The sequence below is a fragment of the Caldimonas tepidiphila genome (genome assembly GCF_003569765.1).
In the GTDB taxonomy this organism is placed as follows: Bacteria; Pseudomonadota; Gammaproteobacteria; order Burkholderiales; family Burkholderiaceae_C; genus Caldimonas; species Caldimonas tepidiphila.
Genome location: NZ_QXMG01000001.1, coordinates 188,589 through 209,586, shown reverse-complemented (window position 1 = coordinate 209,586; position 20,998 = coordinate 188,589). Strand labels below are relative to the sequence as shown.

Sequence of the window (20,998 nt, the reverse complement as noted above, 5' to 3'; positions counted from 1 at the left end):
GGGAGCGGGCATGGCGGGGTCTCCTTCGGTGGGGCAATGGATCAGCCGCGCATCGTAGCGAGTCGCTGCTGCGGGTGAATCCCGATTCAACCCCGCTGCGCGTGCGCCGATAAAGGGGCCACACCCCTGCACCGCGCCGCCATGTCCGCCCGCCCCCTGCCCGACCTCGATGCCTGGATCGCGCATTTCCTGCGCATGGACCTGCCGGTGTTCGCCTCCACCGCCGCCACGATCGGGACGCTGCGCGGATGCGAGGACGCGGTCGACGCCCACCTGCTCGCGCAGGAGGTCGGCGGCGACCCGCTGATGGTGCTGAAGCTGCTGTCGCATGTCGCCGCGCTGCGCCATCCGCGCCGCACCAGCGACGCCGAGACCGTCACCGAGGCGCTGGTGATGCTCGGCATCCCGCCCTTCTTCCGCGCCTTCGGCGAGCCGCTCACGGTCGAGCAGCTGCTGCACGACGCGCCCGAGGCGCGCACCGCGGTCGCCGCGCTGCTGCGGCGCAGCCGGCGCGCCGCGACCTTCGCGCTCGGCTTCGCGGTGCATCGCATGGACGACGACGCGGCGGTGATCCACCAGACCGCGCTGCTGCACGAGTTCGGCGAGATGCTGCTGTGGTGCCATGCGCCGGCGCTCGCGCTCGAGCTGCGGCGCCGCCTCGACGCCGAGCCCGCGCTCGAGCCGGGCGAGGCGCAGCAGCGGCTGCTGAACATGCGGCTCGATGCGCTGCAGCTCGCGCTGATGCGGGCCTGGCGGCTGCCCGCGCTGATGCTGCACATCAGCGACGACCATCCCGGCGCGCCGTCGCCGGTGCGCTGCGTCGCGCTCGCGGTGCGCCTCGCGCGCCGCACCGAGCGCGGCTGGCCGCCCGAAGGGCAGGAGGGCGCGCTGCATGCCGAGCTGCAGGAGATCGCGGCGCTGCTGCACCTCTCGCCGCCGGCCGCGCTGCGCCTGGTGCGCGAGCTCGACGACTAGGCACGCCGCCGCCGCCGCCGCCGCTGCGTATCATCGACGGGCCCCTTCCGACTTCCCCCTTGCGCGAGGCAGCGATGAGCGGACCCACCCCCGAGTTCTGGCAGCAGCGATTCGAGTCCCGGCAGACCCCCTGGGACCGCAGCGCGCCCGGACCGCAGATCGCCGCCTGGCTCGCCGACGGCACGCTGCAGCCGGGGCAGAACGTGCTGGTGCCCGGCTGCGGCAGCGGCTGGGACGTGCTCGCGCTGGCCCGCGCCGGGCTGCGCGTCACCGGCCTGGACTACGCGGCGGCGGCGGTCGAGATCGCGCGCGAGCGCCTCGCCGCCGAGGGGCTCGCGGTGCCGGTGCGCCTCGCCGACGTGCTGGACTGGGAGCCGGCCGATCCGGTCGACGCGGTGTACGAGCAGACCTGCCTGTGCGCGTTGCACCCGGACGAGTGGACCACCTATGCCGCGCAGCTGCACCGCTGGCTGCGCCCGGGCGGGCGACTGCTCGCGCTGTTCATGCAGACGCTGCGACCCGGCGCCGCCGAGGGCTTCATCGAGGGGCCGCCCTACCACTGCGACATCCACGCGATGCGCGCGCTGTTCCCGTCCACCTCCTGGGACTGGCCGCGTCCGCCCTATGCCCGCGTGCCGCACCCGATGGGCATCGCGGAGCTGGCGGTGGTGCTGACGCGGCGCTGAGCCGCACCGGCCGCGGAGCGCGGCCGCCGCCGCCGCCGCTCAGGCCGCGGCCCGCAGCGCGCGCTGCCGCTTGAACTGGCGGGTGGCTGCGCAGGCCAGGTTGGCGAGCGCGAGGCCGCGCTGCGCGAGCTGGAAGGCGTCCTGCCCGATCTGCTCGAAGGGCGGCGCGCCCGCTGCCACCGCCTGCGCGAAGGTGTCGCGCTGCTCCTTCCAGTCGTGCAGCTGCCTCATCAGCTCGGCGCTGAAGGCCTCGCCGAGCAGCGGGTCGCGCTCGCGCCGGCTGCTGAGCTCGCCGATCTGCGGGCCGAGCGTCTGGATCGGGCGGTGATTGCCGAAGGTGGCGCCGCCGGACTGGCGCAGCACCGAGCCGAGCCGGTCCTCCAGCACGCGGTAGGCAAGCCAGGTGACCTCGTGGTAGTGCTCCGCCGCGTAGGCCGACTTCATCTTGTCCAGCAAGACCTGGTAAGGCTTCTTCCTGTCTTCCCGCATGGTGCTGCAAACGTCCTGAAAGGGGCGGTCCGGTGCGCGGCGATCCGGCCCGGCAACCTCATAACATATTGTTACGGTAACACGGCGGACCGGCTTTGCCCATGCGGGGCGTCCACCGGGGTATGCGCGAGGTGTCGAAATGTGACAAAAGTGTTGCTGCGACGCTGCTCTGTCCCGGAACGCGCATTCGCGGGTCACGGGGCATGCCGCTTGCTGCCACGCGGAGGCGCCGGCACGGCAGGCCCGCTGGACTGCGCCGACAATCGTCCGTGATGAACGCTGCTGCACCGTCTTCCCGCCGGCGCCCCCGGTTCCGCGGCCGGGCCCCGGCCCTGCTGCTGGCGCTGGCCGGCTCCGTGCAGGCCCAGCTCCCTGCGCCGGTCGCCGTTCCCGACACGATCGCGCAGCGCGTGCTCGCCTGCACCGCCTGCCACGGCAAGGAGGGGCGCGCGAGCAACCAGGGCTACTTCCCGCGCATCGCGGGCAAGCCCGCGGACTACCTGTTCAACCAGCTGGTGAACTTCCGCGACGGGCGGCGCCACCACGGACTGATGAGCTACCTGGTGCAGCACCTGAGCGACGACTACCTGATGGAGATGGCGCGGCATTTCGCCGCGCTGGACCTGCCCTATCCGCCGCCGCAGACCCGCGACGCGCCGGCGGCGCTGCTGGCGCGCGGCGAGGCGCTGGTGCGGCAGGGCGACGCGTCGCGCCGCATCCCGGCCTGCGCGCAGTGCCACGGCGCGGCGCTGACCGGCGTGCAGCCGGCCATCCCCGGGCTGCTGGGGCTGCCGCGCGACTATCTCAACGGCCAACTCGGCGCCTGGCAGACCGGCCAGCGCCGCGCGCATGCGCCCGACTGCATGGCGCAGGTCGCGCGACAGCTGTCCCCGCAGGACATCGGCGCGATCTCCACCTGGCTGTCCTCGCAGCCGCTGCCGGCCGACGCGAAGCCGGCGGCGGCGCTGCAGGCACCGATGCCGCTGCGCTGCGGCGGCGTGGCGGAGGCGGCGCGATGAACCCGAAGCGGCTGCTGCTCGCGCTGCTGGTGCTGATCGTGCTCGCGCTCGTCGCGGTGTTCGCGCTCGACCTGTCGGGCGAGGACGACGTGCCCGGCAGCAACGCGCCCTATCCGCAGCGCCAGGAGCGCGGCAGCGAGTTGCTGCGCCGCGGCGAGTACCTCGCGCGCGCCGGCAACTGCATGGCCTGCCACACCGCGCGCGGCGGCGCGCCGTGGGCCGGCGGGCTCGCCATCGAGACGCCCTTCGGCACCGTCTACGCGTCCAACCTGACGCCCGACGACGAGACCGGGCTCGGGCGCTGGAGCGCCGACGACTTCTGGCGCGCGATGCATTTCGGCCGCTCCGCCGACGGGCGGCTGCTCTATCCGGCCTTCCCGTACCCGAACTACACGCAGGTGACGCGCGAGGACGCCGACGCGATCCACGCCTACCTGCGCAGCCTGCCGCCGGTGCGCCAGCCCAACCGCCCGCACGAGCTGCGCTTCCCGTTCAGCACGCAGTGGGCGCTGGCCGGCTGGCGGCTGCTGTTCTTCCGCCCCGGCCGCTTCGAGCCCGACCCGCAGCGCAGCGCCGAGTGGAACCGGGGCGCCTACCTGGTGCGCGGCCTCGGCCACTGCAACGCCTGCCACGGGCCGCGCAACGCCTTCGGCGCGACGCGCGAGTCGCTCGAGTTCGGCGGCGGGCTGATCCCGATGCAGAACTGGTACGCGCCGGCGCTGAACTCGCCGCGCGAGGCGGGCGTCGCGCATTGGGAACTGCGCGACGTGGTCGCGCTGCTGAAGACCGGCGTCGCGCCGCAGGGCTCGGCGCTCGGGCCGATGGCCGAGGTGGTGTTCCGCAGCACGCAGTACCTGGACGAGGCCGACCTGCGCGCGATCGCGGTGTTCCTGAAGGAGCTGCCGCAGGCCCCCGCCGCGCCGCGGGCGCCGGTGCAGCGCGCCGACGCGGAGCAGCTCGCGCTCGGCGCACGGCTCTACGGGCAGCACTGCGCCGGCTGCCACGGCGAGGCGGGGCAGGGCGCGCCGGGTGCGTATCCGGCGCTGGCCGGCAACCGCGCGGTGACGATGGACCCGCCCGCCAACCTGCTGCGCGCCGTGCTCGCCGGCGGCTTTCCGCCCGCCACCGCCGGCAACCCGCGCCCCTACGGCATGCCGCCCTTCGCGCCGGTGTTCGACGACGTGCAGCTCGCCGCGCTGCTCACCTACCTGCGCCAGTCCTGGGGCAACGAGGCCGCGCCGCTGTCGCCGCTCGACGTGCTGCGGCACCGCCAGGGCGAGGGGCGGCCGTGAGCCGGGGCGGGCGTGTGCCGGCGATGCCGCCGCGCCGGCGGCGGACAAGCCCTCATCGCAGCCCGCCGCCGCGCGACCCGTATAGTCGCGCCTTCGCCGATTCCCCGGGCCGCCTGCCGGCGGCCCGTCCCCTTTCCCGTCCGCCGGAGCGCGCCCCATGTTCAGTTACCGCCACGGCTTCCATGCCGGCAACCATGCCGATGTCCTCAAGCACATGGTGCTGGTGCAGCTGCTCAAGTACATGCTGCAGAAGGACAAGCCCTTCTGGGTCGTCGACACGCATGCCGGCGGCGGCCTGTACGACCTGACGCAGGGCTACGCGACGAAGAAGGCCGAGTTCGAGACCGGCATCGCGCCGCTGTGGGGGCGCAGCGACGACGCGCCGCTGCCGGTGGCCGACTACCTCGCGCAGGTGCGCACGCTCAACCCCGAGGGCGCGCTGCGCTGGTACCCGGGCTCGCCGCAGATCGCGGCGCAGATGCTGCGCGCGCAGGACCACCTGCGCCTGTACGAGCTGCACCCCACCGAGAGCCGGCTGCTGCAGCAGCACTTCGCCGAGGTCAAGCGCGGCGTCAGCATCGAGGCTGCCGACGGCTTCGCCGGCCTGCGCGCGGTGCTGCCGCCGCCGCCGCGGCGCGGCCTCGTGCTGATGGACCCGCCCTACGAGGACAAGAACGACTACCGCAAGGTGGTCGCCGCGGTGCGCGAGGCGCAGCAGCGCTTCCCGAGCGGCACCGTCGCGGTGTGGTACCCGCAGGTGGTGCGCCCCGAGAGCCGCGAGCTGCCGCGCCAGCTGCAGCGCCTGGCCGGCGAGAGCTGGCTGCACGCCACGCTCTCGGTGCGGCGGCCCGCGGCCGACGGCCTGGGCCTGCACGGCAGCGGCATGTTCGTCTACAACCCGCCCTACACGCTCGCCGCGGCGCTGCGCCCGGCGATGCCCTGGCTGGTGCAGGCGCTCGGGCAGGACGAGGGCGCGGCCTTCACGCTGGACGGCCGCGCCGGTTGAACTCGGCGACGAAGGGGCCGAGCGCTTCGGGCGTCATCGGCTTCGCGTGCAGGTAGCCCTGCACCTCGTCGCAGCCGAGCTCGGCGAGGATGCGCTGCTGCTCCTCGGTCTCGACGCCCTCGGCCACCGTCCTCATCCCGAGGCTGTGCGCCATGCTGATGATCGCCTGGCAGATCGCGCGGCTGCTGTGGCGCTGGTCCAGCGGGCGCACGAAGGACATGTCGATCTTCAGCTTGCTCACCGGCAGCTGGTGCAGGTAGCTCATCGAGGAGTAGCCGGTGCCGAAGTCGTCGATCGCGATGCGCACGCCCATCGCCTCGAGGCGGTGCATCGTCGCCATCACGCGCTCGGTGTCGTTCATCAGCATGCGCTCGGTCACCTCGAGCTCCAGCAGCGCGGGCGCGAGCCCGGTCTCGGCGAGCACCTGCTCCACGTGGCTGCAGAAGTCGGGCTGGCCGAACTGCAGCGTCGAGATGTTGACCGCGACGCGCGCGTCGGCCGGCAGCCCGGGCAGCCGCGTGCGCGCGAGGCAGGCCAGCCGCAGCACCTCGCGCTCGAGCGGCACGATCAGCCCGCTGTCCTCGGCGACCTCGATGAAGTGGCCGGGTGGCACCAGCCCGCGCTCCGGGTGGTTCCAGCGCACCAGGGCCTCGAGCCCGCAGATGCGCCGCTCCGACAGGCCCACCAGCGGCTGCATCACGATGAACAGCTCGTCGCGGCCGAGCGCGGCGCGCAGCTCGGTCTCGATGCGCGAGCGGCGCACCGCCGCCTCGTTCATGCTCTGCTGGAAGAACTGCGCGAGGTTGCGCCCCTGCTTCTTCGCGGCGTACATCGCGACGTCGGCATGCTTGAGCAGCGCCTCGCTGTCGCTGCCGTCCTCGGGATAGACGGCGATGCCGACGCTGCCCGAGACCGCCAGCCGGTGCGTGCCGAGCAGGAAGGGCTGGCGCAGCGCCTCGACGATGTGCTCGGCGACCACCATCGCGTCGTCGGGGTGCGCGATCTCCGGCAGCAGCACGATGAACTCGTCGCCGCCCTGGCGGCAGACGGTGTCGGTGGAGCGCAGCGCCGCCTTCAGCCGCTGCGCGGCCACGGCGAGCAGCTCGTCGCCGACGCCGTGGCCGAGGCTGTCGTTGATGCTCTTGAAGCGGTCGAGGTCGAGGTAGAGCACCGCGAGGTGCGTGCCGTGGCGCCGGCAGGCCTCCAGCGCCATCGCCAGCCGGTCGTGGAACAGCACGCGGTTGGGCAGGCCGGTGAGCGCGTCGTGGTGCGCGAGGTAGTAGATGCGCTCCTCGGCGCGCTTGCGGTCGGTGACGTCGCTGAAGATGCCGACGTAGTGCTTGAGCCGGCCCTCCGCGTCGCGCACCGCCGAGATCGACAGGTGCTCGATGTAGATGTCGCCGCTCTTGCGGCGGTTGACCAGCTCGCCCTTCCAGTGGCCGTCGCGCAGCAGCGCCTCCCACATCTGCCGGTAGAAGGCCTCGCCCTGCTGGCCGGAGGCCAGCACGCTCGGGTTGCGCCCGGTGACTTCCGCGCCGCAGTAGCCGGTGATGGCCTCGAAGGCGGGGTTGACGCGCAGGATGCGCGCCTCGGCGTCGGTGATGACGACCGCCTGCCGGCTGGCCTCGAACACGGTGGCCGCCAGCCGCAGCTCGGCCTCGTGGCGCACCCGCTCGGTGATGTCGCGCAGCACGCCCTGCAGGCCCGCGGCGCCGCCGTCCCCGGGCGCGGCCAGCGGCAGCAGCGTCACCTCCACCGTGCGCAGCGAGCCGTCGCGCAGGTCCACCGTCTCCTCGGTGAAGGTCTGCGACCGCGCGTCGGCCATCACCTCGCGCGAGCGCTGCATCAGCCGCGCCGCCAGCGGCGTCGGGAACAGCACCTCGGCGGACAGGCCGAGCACGTCCTGCAGGTCGCAGCCGAGCAGGTCCAGCAGCGCGGGGTTCGCGTACTGCATGCGGCCCTCGCGGTCGATGCGGTAGACGCACTGCGGCATCGCGTCGACGAGCGAGCGGTAGAGCTGCTTGCTCTGCCACATGCGCTGCTCGGCCTGCTTGCGCTCGGTGATGTCGCGCATGTAGCCGTGCCACAGCCGGCTGCCGTCGGGCAGCAGCTGCAGCGAGGCCTCGGCATGCATCCAGGTCGGCTCGGCCGCCGTCGTGAGCACGCGGAACTCGTGGCGCCAGGTGCTCTGCTGCAGCCCGGCGAGCTCGAGCGAGCTCATCAGGCCGCTGAGCTCGTCCGGGTGCACCTTGCTCCACAGCCGGTCGGCATCCTGCTCGACATCGGCCGGATGGACCTCGAACAGCCGCGACACCGAGGGGCTCACGTACAGGAAGGCGTTGCTGCCGTCGGTGCGCACCAGCAGCTGGTAGATCAGCCCCGGCACATGCTGGACGAGCCGCTCCAGTTGCTCGGCGCTGCGCGTTGTTTCAGTGGAGAGGTCCATCACCGTCGGGACTTTCGAGTGGATCGTGGCGCCGGGCCCGGTCCGGCAGGCCTTCGCCCGCGGGACGCACCGCTTCCTGCGCGACGGCAGGCATCTCTAGGGGCGGGTACCGGCTGCCGATGGTGAGCGGTCGAACTGCTTCACGCTCGCCGGGCGGCCCTGCCTTTCGCCGCCGGCCGGCCTCTGCAGCGATATCGGCCCCTCTGGCGCCTTCCTCAAGCGGATGGAGAAGAAACCAGGGTCGTGACATGGATTCTTGCAGGAATGGAGCGCACTGCCGGGAAATATCGCGCGCGGTTCCGTGAACTTCGCCGCAAGGTCTTGTTTCCGGTCAAGGGCGGTCTTCGCGCCGGCCCGCCGCCCCGCTGCCGGCTCCCCGGGCGAAGGAGGGGATGCGCACGCCGCTTGCTCCGCAGGGGCGGGGGCCTGCCGGGCCCCGCCCGCCATGGAGAACCGATGCCGATGAGCGAGCCGGATCCGACCGAGGAAGCCCTCTTGCGCCTGATGATCCGGCAGACCCGCGACCACGCGGTGATTCTGCTGACCCCCGAGGGCCGGGTGCGCTCCTGGCTGGGCGCCGCCCCCACGCTCTTCGGCTATCGGGCCGACGAGATCATCGGGCAGACGCTGGACTGCCTGTTCACCGAGGCGGACCGGGCGCTGGGCCTGCCGGCGCTGGAGCTGCAGGTGGCGCTGCAGGACGGGTGCTCGGAGGGCGAGCACTGGCACCTGCGGCGCGACGGCGCGGCGATCTGGACCAGTGGCTCGACGACGGCGCTGCGCGACGAGCAGGGGCAGCTGCTCGGCTTCGCGAAGCTGATGCGCGACCGCACCGACCATCGCACCCGCATCGCGGCGCTGGAGAACCGCTTGAAATCGCTGGCGGACGAGAATGCCGGTCGGCCGGTCTTTCTTGCCGGTGTCGCGCACGAGTTGCGCAACCTGCTGACCCCGCTGTTCAACGCCAGCTACCTGCTGCGGCTCAATCCCGCGGCCGAGACGCTCGGCCAGCCGCTCGTGACGATCGAGCGCCAGCTGCCGGCGCTGCGCCGCCTCGCCGACGAGCTCGGCAGCGCGGGGCGGCGCCTTGACGACAGGCCGGTGCCGAGCCTGGAGGAGGTCGACCTCGTCGCAGCGCTGCACGGCCTCGCCGGCAGCGTGCAGGCGGAATTCGGCGCGCGCGACCTGACGCTGCACCTGCTCGCGCCGGTGGGACCGGTGCGCATCCGCATGGACGGCGCCCGCTTCCGGCAGGGGATGCTGCACCTGCTCGACAACGCGGCGCGCTGCACGCCGGGCGGCGGGCAGGTCTGTCTCAAGGCCAGCGTGGAGGGGCCCGACGCGGTGGTGCGCGTCAGGCACAAGGGCGCGGGCATCGCGGCGGAGCAGCTGGCCCGCCTCTTCGAGCTGTTCACCGGCGCGCCGGACCCCGCAGGCAAGGCGCCCGAGGACTCGGAGCTCGGCATGGCGCTGCTCAAGGAGCTCGCCGAGCTGCACGGCGGCACGGTCGAGGTGCGCAGCGAGGGCATCGGGCACGGCAGCGAGTTCGCGCTGCGGCTGCCGCTGAACTGCCCGCAGCAGCCCGTTACGGTCGAGCCGGCCGCAGGCTGAGCGCCGCCGCCGGGCTCCCTTGCGAAGCCGGCCACCGCGCCCGAGCGGGGCGCGGGGCGGCCCGCGCCAGGGCTGCGCGAAACGGCCGGATTTGGCATGCCGCGCGCGCCGCCGGCCGCCGCCCGCCCGTCCCGAGGGGCTGCGCGCGCCGTCTCTATGACAATATTTGCCTGTATGGATAACCAGTGCGGCAAGGGTGCCCGCGCTCGGCAGTCGAGATCAGGCAAAGGAATCGAAGTTTTGGACGGAATCAGCACCCGGGATGCGCAGCCCCAGGCGGGGGCGGTGCGCATCGAGGCCGAGGCAGGCGCACGCCTGAACCTGGCCGATCACCTGAACGCCGTGCCGCTGCTGCGCGCGCTGCGCATCGTCAACGACAGCCCCGGCACGCTGCGCGAGCTCGCGCTGCGCCTCGACGCGGAGCCGGCCTTCCTGCAGCCCAGGACCTGGCGCATCGACACGGTCGCCGCCGGCCAGCGCCTCGAGCTCGCGGGGCTCGACCTCGAGATCGACGGCGCGCTCCTCGCGCGGCTGACCGCGGCCGAGCCGGCCCGGCTCGTCTGGCGATTGCTGCAGGGCGGCGCGTCGGGGAGGGCGCCGCATGGGGCGGCGGAGACGCGCGAGACGGCGGTGGCTGCGGGTGCCGGAGCTGCGACGCCGGACGCGGCGCCGGCGGACGGAGAGGAGCTCGCCCGTCACGCGCTGCCGCTCGAGCTGCTGCCGCGCGACCACTGGGGCGGGCTCGCCGGCATGCCGGAGATGGTGGCGGCCTTCGTGCAGCCCGGCGAGCCGGCGGTCGAGCGGCTGCTGAAGGAGGCGGCCGGGCTGCTGCGCCGCCACGAGCGCGACGCGGCGCTCGACGGCTACCGCGGCGGCCCGGCGCGCGCCTGGGAGCTGGCCTCGGCGGTCTGGAGCGCGGTCGGCGCGCTGGGCATCGACCTGATGCTGCTGCCGGCGGGCTTCGAGCATGCGGGCCAGAAGGTGCGCGGGCCGCAGCAGCTCGCCGACACGCGGCTGGCCACGGGCCTGGACCTGTCGCTGCTGTTCTGCGCGGCACTGGAGCAGTGCGGGCTGAACCCGCTGCTCGTCTTCACGCAGGGCCGGGCGCTGGCCGGCGTGTGGCTGCGGCCGGAGCAGTTCGCGGCCGCGGTGGTCGACGACGTCACGGCGCTGCGCAAGCGCCTGCGGCTGCGGGAGCTCGTGCTGTTCGACCCGGAGCTCGCGACGCAGCGGCCCTGCCCGCCCTTCAGCCGCGCGCTCGAGCGCGGCGCGCAGCTTGTCGCCGAGGCGCAGGACGCGGCCTTCGAGCTCGCGGTCGACATCCGCCGCGCGCGGCTGCAGCGCGTCCGGCCGCTGGCGGGCACCGCGGCGCCGCCGCCGCCCGACGCGGCGCAGGATCCCGCCGCGCTCGCGCCGGCCTTCGAGCCCGCGCCCGAGCTGCCCGCCGTGCCGCAGGAAGCCGAGGGCGTCGCCCCGCCGGAGGACCGCCTGCTGCGCTGGCAGCGCAAGCTGCTGGACCTGTCGCTGCGCAACAAGCTGCTGAACTTCCGCGACGGCAGGAAGGCGCTGCGGCTCGAGGCGCCCGACCCGGCGCGGCTCGAGGACCTGCTCGCGCAGGGCCAGGCCCTGAAGCTGCTGCCGCGCCCGGCGCTGATGGACGCCGCGGCGGGCGACCCGCGCAGCGCCGCGCTGCACGAGGCGCGCACCCAGGAGGAGCCGCGCCGCGCGCTGGCGCTCGACGCGCTGGCGCGCCGCGAGGTCTTCGTCGGCCTGCCGGGCGAGGAGCTCGAGGCGCGCCTGGTCGAGCTCTACCGCAGCGCGCGCACCGCGCTGCAGGAGGGCGGCACCAACACGCTCTTCCTCGCGCTCGGCTTCCTGTGCTGGACGCGCGACGCCAGGGACGACAAGCGCCACCGCGCGCCGCTGATCCTGGTGCCGGTGACGCTCGACCGCAAGAGCGTGCGCTCGGGCTTCACGCTGCAGCTGCTCGACGACGAGCCGCGCTTCAACCCGACGCTGCTGGAGATGCTGCGCCAGGACTTCCGGCTGCAGCTCGGCGTCGGCGAGGGCGCGCTGCCGAAGGACGAGCGCGGGCTCGACGTCGCGGGCGTGTGGCGCGCGGTGTCGGCGGCGGTCAAGGACGTCAAGGGCTGGGAGGTGGTCGAGGACGTGGTGCTGTCGACCTTCTCCTTCGCCAAGCACCTGATGTGGCACGACTTGACCGAGCGCATCGCCCAGCTGCGCGAGAACCCGGTGGTGCGCCACCTGATCGACACGCCGCGCGAGCCCTACCCCGGCGGCGGCGCCTTCCCCGACGCGCGGCGGCTCGACGCCGACTGCCCGCCCGAGCGCACCTTCTGCCCGCTGCCGGCCGACTCGTCGCAGCTCTCGGCGGTGATGGCCGCGAGCGCCGGGCGCGACTTCGTGCTGATCGGCCCGCCCGGCACCGGCAAGAGCCAGACCATCGCCAACCTGATCGCGCAGTGCCTCGCCGAGGGCCGGCGGGTGCTGTTCGTGTCGGAGAAGATCGCCGCGCTCGACGTGGTGCACCGGCGGCTGCGCGATGCGGGGCTGGGCGACTTCTGCCTCGAGCTGCACTCGAGCAAGGCGCGCAAGAACGAGGTGCTTGCGCAGCTGCGCCGCTCCTGGGAGGCCGGCGGTCGCGCCGACGCCGAGGGCTGGCGCGCCGAGGCGCGGCGCCTGATGGCGCTGCGCGGGCGGCTCAACCGCTATGTCGAGCGCCTGCACCACCGCCACGCCAACGGGCTGAGCGCGTTCGACGCGATCGGCCGGCGCGAGGCCGGCCGCGAGCTGCCGCCGCTCGGCCTGTCCTGGCCGTCGCCGCAGCAGCACGACGCCGAGGCGCTCGAGGCGCTGCGCGCGCTCGCCGAGCGGCTCGACGCCGACGCGCAGGCGCTCGGCGGCGCGCCGAGCGAGCACCCGCTCGCCGCGGTCCGGCATGCCGACTGGTCGCCGAGCTGGCAGCAGGCGCTGCTCGACGCCGCGCAGCAGCTGGTGCAGGGCGCGCAGCGCCTCGAGGCGGCCGCGCACGCGCTGTGCGGCGCGCTCGCGCTGCCGCAGCCGCCGCTGCACCGGCGCGGCCGGCATGCGCTCGCGCTGCTGGCGAAGCTGCTGCCGCATGCTGCCGGGCGCGACTGGCGCTTCGCGCTGAGGCCCGACGCACGCCGGCTCTGCACCGAGCTGGAGGCGGGGCGGGGGCTGCTCGTGCGCCATGGCGAGTTGCGCGCGCGCCTTCCGGCACCCTGGCCTGCCGCGACGCTCGACGCGCTGCGACGCGCCGAGCAGCTCGTCGCGCGCCGCCATGCGCTACGGGCCGGGCTGCCGCGGCCCTGGCCGGCCAAGGTGTGCGACGCGCTCGCGAAGGGGCTCGAGCTGCTGGGCAGCCACGGCGAGCTCGGGCGCGAGCTCTCGGTGAGCTACGCGGCCGAGCTGGCGCAACTTGACGTGCTGCGGCTGCAGCGCGACTGGCAGCAGGCCGTGCAGTCGCCCTGGCCGCTCGGCTGGCTGCGGCAGCGCCGCATCCGTGCGCGGCTGCTCGCGCTGGTGCAGGGCGTGGGCGAGCCCGACGTCGCGGCGGACCTGCCGCGGCTCGCGTCGATGCGGCTGGCGAGCCGGCAGCTCGACGCGCTCGGGACGCTCGTCGCGCCGGCCGGGGAGCTTTGGCGCGGGCTGCAGACCCGCGCCGACGAGCTGCGCGCGGCGCTCGCGCTGCAGGGCGCCTTGCTCGCGGCGTGCGAGGGGCTCCCGTGGGACGAGGCGGGGCTGGAGCCGGTGGCGCAGGGACGCTGCGGCGCGGCGCTCGCGCAGGCGCTCGCCGGCCTGCGCGAGCTGCGCGGCATCGATGCGGAGCTCGCGCGGCTCGAGCCGCAGCTGCAGTCCGGCAGCGCGGGCCTGTGGGCAGGCCGGGACACGCCGCCCGAGCGGCTGGACGTGGCGCTGGCCTTCCAGGCGGCGCTGGCCGCGGCCACTGCCGGCGCGCCCTGGCGCGACGAGGGCCTCGAGCCGCTCGAGCGCGGCGGCTTCCCGGCGGCGATGGCCGCGGACCTGCAGTGCATGCGGGAGCTGCGCGGACTGCAGCGGCAGATCGAGGCCCTCGAGCCGCTCGGCGCGCAGACCGGCGGCACCTGGGCCGGGCTCGCGGGCCGGCCGCAGGAGCTCGAGCGCGCGCTCAAGTTCGCCGCCGCGCTGTCGGCGGCGCTCGCGCAGCTCGCCGCCACCCCGGGCGAGCTCGCCGCGCTGAAGGCGCCGCTGGAACGCCTGCTCGGCGAGGACAAGGAGCTGCTGCAGGCCTCCGGCGCGATCGCCGCGGCGGCCCGCGACTACCTCGAGGCCTATGGGGTGCTGCAGCAGGCGCAGGAGCGCCTCGACGCCGCGCTCGCGACGCCGGCCGAGGAGCGCGGCGCGCTCGGCGAGCTGCCGCCCGCGGCGCTCGCGGCGCGTGGCCAGGCGCTGCTCGCCGCGCGGGGCCGCCTGCGCGACTGGTGCGCGTGGCGCAAGGCGCGCGCGGAGGCGCTCGCGCTCGGGCTCGGGCCGCTCGTCGCCGCGATCGAGCAGGGAAGGGTCGCGCCCGGCACGGCGCGCGAGCTGTTCGAGGCCGACTACTGCCGCTGGTGGCTCGATGCGGTCGTCGACGGCGACGAGGTGCTGCGCGGCTTCGTGTCGGCCGAGCACGAGCGGCGCATCGCGGAGTTCCGCGCGCTCGACGAGCGCTTCGCGGCGCTGACGCGCGACTGGCTGCACGCCAGCCTGTGCGCCGGGCGCCCGGCGCTCGAGGGCGTGGCGCGCACCTCCGAGTGGGGCGTGCTGCGCCACGAGATGCAGAAGAAGGCGCGCCACCTGCCGCTGCGCGAGCTGCTCGCGCGCATCCCCGACGCGCTCACGCGGCTCACGCCCTGCCTGCTGATGAGCCCGCTGTCGGTCGCGCAGTACCTGTCGCCCGAGGCCGCGAGCTTCGACCTCGTCGTGTTCGACGAGGCCTCGCAGATCCCGGTGTGGGACGCGATCGGCGCGATCGCGCGCGGCCGCCAGGTGGTGATGGTGGGCGACCCGAAGCAGCTGCCGCCGACGAGCTTCTTCGACCGCGCCGAGGCCGAGCCCGGCGACGAGGAGCCCGAGGCCGACCTGGAGAGCATCCTCGACGAGTGCCTGGGCGCCAACCTGCCGACGCTGAACCTGCGCTGGCACTACCGCAGCCGCAGCGAGTCGCTGATCGCGTTCTCGAACCACCGCTACTACGGCGGCGCGCTGGTGACCTTCCCGTCACCGGCGACGGAGGACCGCGCGGTCGCCTTCCGCGTCGTCGAGGACGGCGTTTACGAGAAGGGCGGGGCGCGCACCAACCCGGCCGAGGCGCGCGCGCTGGTCGCCGACCTGCTCGCGCGGCTGCGCTCGCCGGGCTTCCGCGAGGCGGGCCTGACGGTGGGCGTCGTCACCTTCAACGCCGAGCAGCAGGGCCTGATCGAGGACCTGCTCGACGACGCGCGCCGCCGCGACCCGGCGCTCGAGCCCTTCTTCGACGAGGCGGCGCTCGAGCCCGTGTTCGTGAAGAACCTCGAGAGCGTGCAGGGCGACGAGCGCGACCTGATGTACTTCTCGGTCACCTACGGGCCCGGGCGCGACGGCGCGCTGTCGATGAACTTCGGCCCGCTCAACCGCCAGGGCGGCGAGCGGCGGCTCAACGTCGCGATCACGCGCGCGCGGCGTGAGCTGCGCGTGTTCTCGAGCCTGCGGCCCGAGCAGATGGACCTGTCGCGCACGCAGGCGCAGGGCGTGCGCGACCTCAAGCACTTCCTCGAGTTCGCCGAGCGCGGCCCGCGCGCGCTGGGCGAGGCGGTGCACGGCAGCGTCGGCGGCTTCGACAGCCCCTTCGAGCAGGCGGTGGCCGCGGCGCTCGCCGCGCACGGCTGGCGCGTGCAGCCGCAGGTGGGCGTGTCGGCCTTCCGCATCGACCTCGGCGTGGTCGACCCGGACGCGCCGGGCCGCTACCTCGCCGGCATCGAGTGCGACGGCGCCACCTACCACCGCAGCGCCACCGCGCGCGACCGCGACAAGCTGCGCGAGCAGGTGCTGCGCGGCCTGGGCTGGGAGATCGTGCGGATCTGGTCCACCGACTGGTGGGTGGACCGCGACGGAACGCTCGAGAAGGTGCTGGCGCGGCTCGACGCGCTGCGCGACGAGCGCCGCCGCCACGTCGCCGCTGCCGCCGCGCTGGCAGCGGGCGCTCAGGACGCGGCGGCAGCGCCGCTGCGGGTCGAGGCGGAAGGCGGCGCAGCCGCAGGACAGGAGCTGCCGGAAATGTGAAGTTTTTGTTTTATTTTGGTCATAGAAGTTACGTCGTGTAATTGATCGTGACCAGTGCGCGCGATTTGGGAAACATATAGGCGGGCAGAAGCAGGTTCCCATCGGGGACTCCTGCAGATGCGGGGAAGCGGTGGAGCTGACAAAGGTTCACCATGGACCCGGACTTATCGCAAGCAGGCGCAACTTCTCGGCGGCCACAGGATGGCGTCCGCTGGAGCAGGCGCCGGTCTTCCAGGCGTGGGCAGGCATCATGTTCGACTTCTCTCAGCTCTCCTTCCCGCTCGTCGGCATCGCGGTGTTCTTCGTGCTGGTGGCCTTGCGATGCGGCCTGCTGTGGCTGGGGGGAAGCGCGCTGGTCGCGTGGATGGTCGCCCATGACCCGCAGGGCATCGCCGAACGGCTGATGTACGTGCTCGGCATCGACTCGCAGGAGGTCGTGCCGCGGCTGGCGCAGGTGCTCGGGATGTGAGCGCCGCGACGGGCGGGCCCCGGGCCGCGCTCAGCCGTGCAGCCGGCTCGAGCGCGGCACGCTCGCGAGCAGGAATTCCATCTGGTCCGCGAGGATGCGGCGCCCGCGCAGGATCATGTCCTCGTGCAGGCTCGGCACGTAGGGCAGGTAGAGCAGCGGCATGCGCGCCTCCTCCGGCGTGCGGCTGCCCTTGCGGCCGTTGCAGGAACGGCATGCGGTGATGACGTTCATCCAGGCGTCCTCGCCGCCGCGCGAGGTGGGCTGAATGTGCTCGCGCGTGAGGTCGTCGGTGGCGAACAGGCCGCCGCAGTAGGCGCACAGGTGCCGGTCGCGCGCGAACAGCTTCAGGTTGGTGATCGCCGGCTGCGTGCGCCAGGCCCGGCTCGGGACCACGCCGCGCACCGCGACGATCGGGTGCACCTCGATGCGCGACTGCCTGCCGCTGGAGCGCTGCCAGCCGCCGCGCAGCACGATGAAGGGGGCGCCGAGCGTCCACGACACCTCGTCGCAGGCGTAGAGGATCGCCGCCTCCTTGGGAGAAATCCAGGCCTGGGGTCGGCCCGACACGTCGAGCTGCAGCACGTCCATGGGAAATCCGCTCCACACGACAAAGATCGTGTTTACGCAGGATAGAGCAATTTCCGTTCGCCCTTCAAGTCATGGCGCCAATCTTGCTTCCGAGGCGCCACGCCTGACCGCGCCGGCGTACCCCTTCAGCGCCCCGCCGGCTCCGCATTACCGAGGCCGCGCGAGGCCGCCATCAGCCGCGTCAGGCCGAGCAGCGCATCGATGTTCGGCGTCGCGAGGCCCAGCTTGCGCCCGATCTCGTGCACCGCGCCGACCAGCGCATCGAGCTCCAGCGGCCGGCCCGCCTCGACGTCCTGCAGCATCGAGGTCTTGAAGGCGCCGAGCTGGCGCGTGATGGCCATGCGCTCCTCGCCGCTCTGGTGGATCGGGCAGCCGATGCGCGCGCCCACCTCGGCCGCCTCGGCCATCGCGCGCAGCACGAAAGCCGCCACCAGCGGGTCGTCGTGGATGCGGTCGCAGCTTGCGAGCGTCAGCGCCGACACGGGGTTCATCGTCATGTTGCCCCAGAGCTTGAACCACAGGTCCTGCCGGATGTCCTCGCCCGGCTCGACCTGCAGCCCCGATTCGCCGAGCACGGCTGCGACCCGCCGCACGCGCTCGCTGACGCCGCCGGCCGGCTCGCCGACGATCAGGCGCCGGCCGAAGCCGTGACGCACGACGCCGGGCCGCGGCGTGCTACTGGTCCAGTGCACCACCCCGGCCAGCACCCGCGCGAGCGGCAGCGCCGCCTCGGTGCGGCCCTGCGGGTCCACCGAGGCGAGCCGGCGCGCCTCGGGAGGCAGGCCGCCCGTGCCCCGCGGCGTCTGCAGGAACCACCACGGCACGCCGTTCATAGCGGTCAGCACGATGGTGTCCGGCCCGATCAGCGGCGCGAGCCCGGGCGCGAGCGCGGGCAGCGCCGGCGCCTTGAGGGCCACGACGACGAGGTCCTGCACGCCGAGCTCGGCCGGGTTCCCCGCCACCTCGATGCGCTGCAGGCTCTCCTCGCCGCCCGCCTCGACGAGCCGCAGCCCCTGCTCCCGCACCACGCGCAGCGTCTCGCCGCGCGCCAGCGCGCTCACCGGCCGGCCCGCCGCCGCCAGCCGCGCCGCCATCAGGCCGCCGACGGCGCCCAGCCCCACGATCGCAATCCTCATCTCCGCTCGTCCTTTCCGTCGGCCTCCCGACACGCGCCCCCCGGCGCCTGCCGCAGATGCTAGCGATTGCCGCAGCGCGAGGTGCCGGGGGGGCGGTGAAGGCCGGCGGGCGGGGACTTGCGCCCCTGCCGCGGCGGCCACAAACTGGCTTGGCGCAGCCCGCGCGACGCGAATCCGGCTCGGGGTTTTCCCTTGGTTCTTGCCCGTCCTCCCCGGGGACGGAGGTCAAGGCCGAGAAATTTCTGTGTCCGATCTCCCCGACGGCCCGACTTTTCTGCAAAATAGAACGATCGTTCGTTTTATTCCGGAGGCCTCGTGGCTGTTTCGTCTTCCTCCTCTGCCAAGCCCCCGCGCGAAGCCGCCCGCGAAGGGCGCGGCGCGCAGAAGGGCCAGCAGACGCGGGCCGCGATCCTCGAGGCGGCGCTGAGCCTCGCCTCGCAGGTCGGGCTCGAAGGGCTGTCGATCGGCGTGCTTGCCGAGCTGATGCAGATGAGCAAGTCGGGCGTGTTCGCGCACTTCGGCTCGCGCGAGGAACTGCAGATCTCGGTGATCCGCGAGTACCACAACAAGTTCGAGGACGAGGTCTTCCATCCGGCGATCCGCGAGCCGCGCGGGCTGCCGCGGCTGCGCGCGCTGTTCGACCGCTGGGTGCAGCGCGTCGCGGTCGAGATCGACTCGGGCTGCATCTACATCAGCGGCGCGGTCGAGTTCGACGACCGCCCGGGCCCCGTGCGCGACGCGCTCGCCGGCATGGTGCGCGCCTGGCACCAGGCGCTGCAGCGCGCGGTGCGCATCGCCACCGAGGAGGGGCACCTGCGCGCCGACACCGAGCCGCAGCAGATGGCCTTCGAGATCCACGGCCTGATCCTCGCGCTGCACCACGATGCGCGCTTCCTGCGCTCGCCCGGCGCCCTCGAGCGCGCGCGCAGCGGCTTCGAGCGCCTGGTGTCCCACTACCTGAACCCCGCCGACCCTGTCGCCGTGCTGCCGGTGCAGGCCCCGGCCGCCGGCGCGCCCCGTCCGCGCAAGTCCAAGCGCAGCACCGCCTGAACCCCGTCCGATTCCCAAGGAGACACGCAAATGCCCCAGTACACCCCGCCGCTGCGCGACATGCAGTTCGTGATGCACGAAGTGCTCCACGTGGTCGACGAGCTCAAGGCGCTGCCGCCCCACGCCGAGATCGACGCCGAGACGATCAACGCCGTGCTCGAGGAGGGCGGCAAGTTCGCCTCGCAGGTGGTGTTCCCGCTCAACCTCAGCGGCGACGCCGAGGGCTGCACGCTGGACAAGGCCACGCACGCGGTCACGACGCCCAAGGGCTTCAGGGAGGCCTACGCGACCTACGTCGAGGGCGGCTGGCCCGCGCTGTCCTGCGATCCGGAGTACGGCGGCCAGGGCCTGCCGCACCTCGTGAACCAGAGCTTCTACGAGATGCTCAACAGCGCCAACCAGGCCTGGACGATGTACCCCGGCCTGTCGCACGGCGCCTACGAGGCGCTGCACGCGCACGGCACGTCGCAGCAGAAGCAGACCTATCTCCCGAAGCTCACCAGCGGCGTGTGGACCGGCACGATGTGCCTGACCGAGCCGCACTGCGGCACTGACCTGGGCCTGCTGCGCACCAAGGCCGAGCCGCAGGGCGACGGCAGCTATCGCATCACCGGCCAGAAGATCTTCATCTCCGCCGGCGAACACGACATGGCCGAGAACATCGTGCACCTGGTGCTCGCGCGGCTGCCCGACGCACCGGCCGGGTCGAAAGGCATCTCGCTGTTCGTCGTGCCGAAGTTCCGCGTCAACGCGGACGGCTCGCTCGGCGAGCGCAACGGCATCTTCTGCGCCGGCCTCGAGCACAAGATGGGCATCCACGGCAACGCGACCGCGCAGATCGTGCTCGACGGCGCGGTGGGCGAGTTGGTCGGCGAGCCGCACAAGGGGCTCGCGGCGATGTTCGTGATGATGAACGCGGCGCGCCTGGGCGTGGGCATGCAGTCGCTCGGCCTCACCGAGGTCGCCTACCAGAACGCGGTCGCCTACGCGAAGGACCGCGTGCAGATGCGCTCGCTCACCGGCCCGAAGGCGCCGGACAAGCCGGCCGACCCGATCATCGTGCACCCGGACGTGCGCAAGATGCTGCTCACCGCGCGCGCCTACGCCGAGGGCGGCCGCGCGCTGTGCGCCTGGACCGCGCTGCAGCTCGACAAGTCGCTCGCGAGCGAGGACGAGGCCGAGCGCAAGGAAGCCGCCGACCTCGTCGCGCTGGTGACGCCGGTGGTGAAGGCCTTCCTGACCGACAACGGCTGGATCGCGACCTCGGCCTGCATGCAGGTCTACGGCGGCCACGGCTACATCCACGAGTGGGGCATGGAGCAGTACGTGCGCGACGCGCGCATCAACATGATCTACGAGGGCACCAACACGATCCAGTCGCTCGACCTGCTCGGCCGCAAGGTGCTCGCCGACAACGGCGCCAAGCTCAAGAAGTTCGGCCGCCTGGTGCAGGACTTCGTCGAGGAGGAGGGCATCAACGAGGAGATGCAGGAGTTCGTCAACCCGCTCGCCGACCTCGGCGACAAGGTGACGAAGCTGACGATGGAGATCGGCATGAAGGCGATGGGCAATGCCGACGAGGTGGGCGCCGCCGCGGTCGACTACCTGCGCGTGTGCGGCCACCTGATGTTCGCCTACTTCTGGGCGCGCATGGCCAAGGTCGCGCTCGAGAAGCAGGGCAGCGGCGACCCGTTCTACGCCGCCAAGCTCGCCACCGCGCGCTTCTACTTCGCCAAGTTGCTGCCCGAGACCGCGACGCTGATCCGCACCGCGCGCGCCGGCGTCAAGCCGCTGATGGTGGACGAGGCGCTGTTCTGAACAAGAAGTGAAGCCGGGCGCGCCGCCCGGCGCATCCGCCCGACGAGTGATGCCGGCGGCGCCGCGGGAGCGCGCCGCAGGTCCCCAACGAG

At 73.5% G+C, this 20,998-nt stretch carries 14 protein-coding genes; 10 read left to right on the top strand and 4 right to left on the bottom strand.

Annotated features, from left to right (window positions below; genetic code table 11):
• Positions 1-141 precede the first annotated feature (141 nt).
• Together D3A59_RS05125 and D3A59_RS05120 are read left to right on the top strand one after the other, a co-directional pair.
• Positions 142-975: an HDOD domain-containing protein gene (locus D3A59_RS05125; RefSeq protein ID WP_119153820.1), complete on the top strand. Its 834-nt coding sequence runs from the start codon at positions 142-144 to the stop codon at positions 973-975.
• Positions 976-1,049: 74 nt separating this feature from the next.
• Positions 1,050-1,661, top strand: coding sequence for an SAM-dependent methyltransferase (locus D3A59_RS05120; protein ID WP_119153819.1), 612 nt, complete (start codon positions 1,050-1,052; stop codon positions 1,659-1,661).
• A 39-nt stretch (positions 1,662-1,700) separates the two neighbouring features.
• On the opposite strand, the gene D3A59_RS05115 is transcribed toward D3A59_RS05120, so the two are convergent.
• Positions 1,701-2,150, bottom strand: a complete 450-nt coding sequence (locus tag D3A59_RS05115; RefSeq protein ID WP_170162300.1) for a hypothetical protein — start codon at positions 2,148-2,150, stop codon at positions 1,701-1,703.
• A gap of 272 nt (positions 2,151-2,422) precedes the next feature.
• Here D3A59_RS05115 and D3A59_RS05110 point away from each other — a divergent pair, with 272 nt between their 5' ends.
• The 3 genes from D3A59_RS05110 (at position 2,423) to D3A59_RS05100 (ending at position 5,467) form a co-directional block, all read left to right on the top strand.
• A complete protein-coding gene (locus D3A59_RS05110; protein ID WP_119153817.1) occupies positions 2,423-3,169 on the top strand; it encodes a c-type cytochrome in 747 nt (248 codons plus the stop codon).
• The gene (locus D3A59_RS05105; protein WP_119153816.1) at positions 3,166-4,461 is read left to right on the top strand and encodes a cytochrome c; all 1,296 of its coding nucleotides are present in this window, start codon (positions 3,166-3,168) and stop codon (positions 4,459-4,461) included. The genes D3A59_RS05110 and D3A59_RS05105 overlap by 4 nt, the downstream gene beginning before the upstream one ends.
• 157 nt (positions 4,462-4,618) lie before the next feature.
• Positions 4,619-5,467 (top strand): 23S rRNA (adenine(2030)-N(6))-methyltransferase RlmJ, encoded by an 849-nt coding sequence (locus D3A59_RS05100; RefSeq protein WP_119153815.1) that lies wholly within the window; start codon positions 4,619-4,621, stop codon positions 5,465-5,467.
• On the opposite strand, the gene D3A59_RS05095 is transcribed toward D3A59_RS05100, so the two are convergent.
• On the bottom strand, positions 5,442-7,913 hold the full coding sequence (locus tag D3A59_RS05095) for a sensor domain-containing protein (RefSeq protein WP_119153814.1): 2,472 nt from the start codon (positions 7,911-7,913) through the stop codon (positions 5,442-5,444). The two genes, D3A59_RS05100 and D3A59_RS05095, sit on opposite strands and share 26 nt — an antisense overlap.
• Positions 7,914-8,375: 462 nt before the next feature.
• Here D3A59_RS05095 and D3A59_RS05090 point away from each other — a divergent pair, with 462 nt between their 5' ends.
• The 3 genes from D3A59_RS05090 to D3A59_RS05080 all read left to right on the top strand — a co-directional run bounded on the left by D3A59_RS05090 (position 8,376) and on the right by D3A59_RS05080 (position 16,314).
• On the top strand, positions 8,376-9,524 hold the full coding sequence (locus D3A59_RS05090) for a PAS domain-containing sensor histidine kinase (protein ID WP_170162299.1): 1,149 nt from the start codon (positions 8,376-8,378) through the stop codon (positions 9,522-9,524).
• 240 nt (positions 9,525-9,764) lie between these two features.
• A complete protein-coding gene (locus D3A59_RS05085) occupies positions 9,765-15,845 on the top strand; it encodes a DUF4011 domain-containing protein (protein ID WP_205665119.1) in 6,081 nt (2,026 codons plus the stop codon).
• 250 nt (positions 15,846-16,095) lie between these two features.
• Positions 16,096-16,314: a hypothetical protein gene (locus D3A59_RS05080; RefSeq protein WP_119153811.1), complete on the top strand. Its 219-nt coding sequence runs from the start codon at positions 16,096-16,098 to the stop codon at positions 16,312-16,314.
• 30 nt (positions 16,315-16,344) lie between these two features.
• On the opposite strand, the gene D3A59_RS05075 is transcribed toward D3A59_RS05080, so the two are convergent.
• A complete protein-coding gene (locus D3A59_RS05075; RefSeq protein ID WP_119153810.1) occupies positions 16,345-16,902 on the bottom strand; it encodes an HNH endonuclease in 558 nt (185 codons plus the stop codon).
• Between the two features lie 125 nt (positions 16,903-17,027).
• Positions 17,028-18,038 (bottom strand): 2-dehydropantoate 2-reductase, encoded by a 1,011-nt coding sequence (locus D3A59_RS05070; protein WP_119153809.1) that lies wholly within the window; start codon positions 18,036-18,038, stop codon positions 17,028-17,030.
• Between the two features lie 315 nt (positions 18,039-18,353).
• On the opposite strand from D3A59_RS05070, the gene D3A59_RS05065 reads away from it, so the two are divergent.
• Both D3A59_RS05065 and D3A59_RS05060 read left to right on the top strand, forming a co-directional pair.
• Complete coding sequence (locus tag D3A59_RS05065) at positions 18,354-19,088, top strand: TetR/AcrR family transcriptional regulator (protein ID WP_119153808.1); 735 nt, start codon at positions 18,354-18,356, stop codon at positions 19,086-19,088.
• 30 nt (positions 19,089-19,118) lie between these two features.
• Positions 19,119-20,906, top strand: coding sequence for an acyl-CoA dehydrogenase C-terminal domain-containing protein (locus tag D3A59_RS05060; RefSeq protein WP_119153807.1), 1,788 nt, complete (start codon positions 19,119-19,121; stop codon positions 20,904-20,906).
• Positions 20,907-20,998 lie beyond the last annotated feature (92 nt).